Source organism: Mesorhizobium sp. M7A.F.Ca.CA.004.12.1.1, from assembly GCF_003997835.1.
In the GTDB taxonomy this organism is placed as follows: domain Bacteria; phylum Pseudomonadota; class Alphaproteobacteria; order Rhizobiales; family Rhizobiaceae; genus Mesorhizobium.
Genome location: NZ_RZRK01000824.1, coordinates 1 through 2,662, shown reverse-complemented (window position 1 = coordinate 2,662; position 2,662 = coordinate 1). Strand labels below are relative to the sequence as shown.

At 61.4% G+C, this 2,662-nt stretch carries 3 protein-coding genes; all 3 read left to right on the top strand.

From position 1 onward, the window contains the following. The first annotated feature begins 118 nt into the window (after positions 1-118). Positions 119-1,180: an ABC transporter substrate-binding protein gene (locus EN984_RS30235; protein WP_127273265.1), complete on the top strand. Its 1,062-nt coding sequence runs from the start codon at positions 119-121 to the stop codon at positions 1,178-1,180. A 65-nt stretch (positions 1,181-1,245) separates the two neighbouring features. Continuing rightward, entirely contained in the window at positions 1,246-2,109 is an 864-nt protein-coding gene (locus tag EN984_RS30230; protein ID WP_127270909.1) for an ABC transporter permease, read from the top strand. Further along, positions 2,109-2,662 (top strand): ABC transporter permease (locus EN984_RS30225; RefSeq protein ID WP_164765748.1); only part of this gene is annotated, 554 nt, incomplete at its 3' end. The genes EN984_RS30230 and EN984_RS30225, both read left to right, overlap by 1 nt.

The window sequence follows — 2,662 nt, the reverse complement described above, 5'->3', positions numbered from 1 at the left end:
TTCCTGAGCCATGCCGCCGATCCATCGGGAGCAGGCCGGACACAGAAGGCCAATGCATAACAGCTGGAAAAGCCTGACAAGCCCGGGAACCGGGCAAACCCACAGAGAGGAACCAACCATGCGCATGCCTGATTTGACTGCTCTGCTGACGGCGACCGCCGTCTTTACCTCCGCACTTGCGTTCGCCGCCAAGGCCGACGAAGTGCATGTGCTCAACTGGAAGGGTTACGGCGCCGATGAACCGTGGGCCGTCGAGGCTTTCGAAAAGGCGACCGGCAACAAAGTCGTCAACGACTTCTTCAATTCCGAACAGGAAATGCTGACCAAGATCCGGACCAATCCCGGCCTCTATGACGTGGTCATGATCAACGCGGCCTTCAACGACCAGGCGATGGCCGGGAAACTGATCCAGCCGATCGACGTTTCCAAGCTGCCGAACTATGCCGACATCAGCAAGGACAAGGCGGGATCGCCGATGCTCGTCCATGACGGCAAGGTCTATGGCGTGCCGTGGGTATGGGGCCTCACCGCACTCGCCATCAACGAAAAGTCCTTCGACAAGCCACCGACGAGCATCGCCGAAATGTGGGATGCCGCCCACAAGGGCCGCGTCGTCATTCGCGATGATGCCGTTGAAGCGGTGCAGTTCGGCGCCATCGCCACTGGCCAGAACATCAACGACATCAAGGATATGGATGCGGTCAAGACGAAGCTGACCTCGCTGATGCCGCAGATCAAGACCTTCTGGAGCTCGGAAAACGACTGGAACCAGATGGTCGCCTCCAACCAGATCGACATCGGCACCTATTGGAGCGGCTCGGCCGACCGCGCCAAGACGCATTTCAAGCTGCCGGTCTCGCTGGTGGTGCCGCAGGAAGGTGCCGTTGCCTGGCTCGACGCGTTTTCCATTCCGGTCGGCGCCAAGAACGTCGCCGGCGCCGAGGCCTTCATCAACTACATGATCGACCCGAAATTCTACGTCGAATGGGTCACCAAGGTCGGTGCTCCCGTCTCCGCCAACACCAAGGCGGTGGAAGCGCTGCCCGAGGATGCCTTCAACCGCAAGGTCATGGGTGATCCCGAAGTGGCCAAGCGCATCCAGTTCCAGGCGCCGATCACCGACGCCCAGCGCGAAGCCTATCTGGCGCTCTGGCAGCAGCTTAAGGTCGACGTGAAGTAAGATCACAGCCAGGCCAGCCGGCGGTTCGCGTCGGCTGGTTCTTCCAATCCTGGGAGGAGGGTACCATGGCAGCTGCGACAGCGTCGCGAAGCGGGCTGAGATCGGCATTGCCGCTGCTGGCACCGGCCTATCTCTGGCTGACGGTGGCGATCTTCCTGCCGCTATCCGCCATGGTCTTCTTCTCGTTCATGACCGAGCTGCCGCTGTCGGGAAAGCCGTGGGCGTTCACGCTTGGCAACTATGCCGCCTTCTTCTCGCAGAGCCTCTATCTGACGCTGCTGCTGGCCTCGCTGCGCCTTGGCCTCGAAGTGACGCTATGGTGCATCGTCATCGGCTATCCCGCCGCCTATGTGCTCGCCAAGGTGCTGAAGGGGCGCAGCCGCGAGGCGATCTTCCTGCTCGTCATCCTGCCGTTCTGGTCGAATGGGTTGGTGCGCATCTTTTCCTGGGCGATGGTTTTGCGCGAAGGCGGCATCCTCGACACCGCGCTTAATGCCGTGCTGCCGTTCAAGATCAACATCGACCTCATGTATTCCTATCCGGCCGTCATCATCGGGCTGGTGCATTCCTATGTGCCTTACATGGTGCTGACCTGTTATCTCACGCTACAGGCCATCGACGACTCGCTGATCGAGGCCGGGCGCTCGCTTGGCGCATCGCGGTTGCAGGTGCTGAAGCGGGTGATCATCCCGCTGTCGATGCCCGGATTGGTCGCGGGTGCGGCGCTGATCTTCGTGCCGGTCGTCGGCTCGTTCATGGAACCGCGCATCCTGGGCGGCCGCACCGGCACCTTCTACGGAACGGTCATCGAGGACCAGTTCGTCGCCGTGTTCAACTGGCCGCTCGGTGCCGCACTCTCCTTCATCCTGCTGGCGGTGGTGCTGGTCATCCTGGCGGTGGCGTCGCCAGTGCTGCGGAGGGCCGCGTGATGACGACGACCCGCATCCTCGAAGGACTCGGCCGCCTCTACATCTGGCTGCTGCTTGCCTTTCTTTATCTGCCGATCATCATCATGGCGCTGATGTCGTTCAACGTTTCTCCCTTCTACCAATTGCCGTTCGAATGGACGACTGAATGGTATGCTTCGCTGTGGCAGAACGACCAACTGATCGCAGCGACCTGGAACAGCGTCGAGATCGCGGTCATCACCACGATCATCTGCGTCGTGCTCGGCTCGGCGGCGTCGCTGGCGCTCTATCGCTACGAATTTCGTGGCAAGAAGTTCCTGCAGGCGCTTTTGTTTCCGCCGATCGCCATACCGTGGCTGATCACCGGCACGGCAATGCTGATTTTCTTCTTCGGCGTCGGTATCGGCCGTGGCCTGCATGCGATCCTGCTCGGCCATGTCGCATTGGCGCTGCCCTATGTCATCGTCGTCGTCTCGGCCCGGCTGCAGACCTTCGCGCCGGAGCTGGAAGAGGCGGCGCGCTCACTAGGCGCCAACCAGTGGCAGGTGACGCGCCGCGTCACGCTGCCCTGGAT

Excerpts from the sequence above, each read along its gene's own strand:
- EN984_RS30235 (WP_127273265.1), top strand. The coding sequence starts at position 119 with ATGCGCATGCCTGATTTGACTGCTCTGCTGACGGCGACCGCCGTCTTT.
- EN984_RS30230 (WP_127270909.1), top strand. The coding sequence starts at position 1,246 with ATGGCAGCTGCGACAGCGTCGCGAAGCGGGCTGAGATCGGCATTGCCG.